1 protein-coding gene is annotated in these 1,221 nt (G+C 55.2%); it reads left to right on the top strand.

Going from position 1 to position 1,221, the window contains the following annotated elements; genetic code table 11:
- The first annotated feature begins 62 nt into the window (after window positions 1-62).
- Window positions 63-1,216, top strand: a protein-coding gene (locus tag DIT71_RS17590) for an IS3 family transposase (RefSeq protein ID WP_114614521.1) whose coding sequence is annotated in 2 segments (ribosomal slippage) — window positions 63-303 and window positions 303-1,216 — 1,155 coding nt in all. Because the reading frame shifts where the segments join, the coding sequence is not laid out codon by codon here.
- Window positions 1,217-1,221 lie beyond the last annotated feature (5 nt).

Below are 1,221 nucleotides of genomic sequence, written 5' to 3'. Positions count from 1 at the left end.
GGGTTCTACCCCGTTACTGCGGACATTCCTAAAAAGAGGCACACTGTGCCAAAGGAGTGTTCATGTCCAGACGCAGAAAATATAGCCCAGAGTTCAAACGCGAAGCCATTGCTTTAACCCGGCAACCGGGTGTGAGTTGTCGCCAGATTGCCCTGGAGGTTGGAATTAATCCCAACCTGTTGTCCCGATGGCGCAGAGAAGCGGATGAGGAGACGGACAAGGCCTTCAAGGGCTCTGGCTCCCCAAGAGACGAGGAGGTTGCCCGTCTCAAGCGAGAACTGGCCCGAGTGAAAAAGGAGCGTGATTTTTTGCGCGAAGCGGCAGTGTTCTTCGCAAAGGAGTCGTCCTGAGGTATCAGGCGATTCAACGTTGTCGCAATAATTTCCCCATACGTCTTATGTGCCGATGCCTGAAGGTGTCAGCCAGCGGTTATTACGCTTGGGTATCTCGCCCCCATTCCGCCAGGGCAAAGGCTAATCAGTACTTGTTGTCGCGCATCAGAGAGATTCATGATGACAGCGGTGGCATGATTGGGTCACCCCGCATGCACGAGGACCTGGTTGCCGAGGGTGCTTCAACAAGCCTGAACCGTGTTGCGCGATTGATGGCCATGCATGGCATTCAGGGGTGGCCACGCAAGAAGCGCGGACGCTTGGGACGTCGATCTTATCGGCCACCGGGTATCCGGAATCATCTGGAGCGGAACTTCTCCGCTCTAGAGCCAGACACCAAGTGGGTGACGGATATTACGGAGATACCCACGCAGGAAGGAAAGCTCTTTCTCTGCGTGGTTCTCGACTTGTTCAGCAAGCTGATCGTTGGCTGGTCCATGCATCACCGTCAGGATCGGTACATGGTGATCAGAGCCGTTGAGATGGCTGTTTGGCAGCGCCAGGGGAAAGTCCCGGTGATTTTACACTCTGATCGAGGCAGTCAATTCACCAGCGGGGACTACCAGCGATATCTCGGCAGTAACCGCCTGGTGAGCAGTATGAGTGCGGTCGGCCACTGTGGCGATAACGCTGCCTGTGAGGGATTCTTCGGAATGCTCAAACGGGAGCGAGTTCACCACCGGCGCTACCGCACTCAGAATGAAGCGAGGGCTGATGTATTTGACTACGTTGAGCGGTTCCATAATCCCAGGATGCGACGTAGAGTTGCCGCTCAGGATCAGAAGTTGTCAGCCGTTTTAAAACCGTCCGTGGAAACGGGGTAGAACCC

Source organism: Marinobacter vulgaris, from assembly GCF_003344045.1.
GTDB lineage: Bacteria > Pseudomonadota > Gammaproteobacteria > Pseudomonadales > Oleiphilaceae > Marinobacter > Marinobacter vulgaris.
Note: the sequence above shows the minus strand (reverse complement) of the source record. Positions and strands in the feature narration are given on the sequence as shown.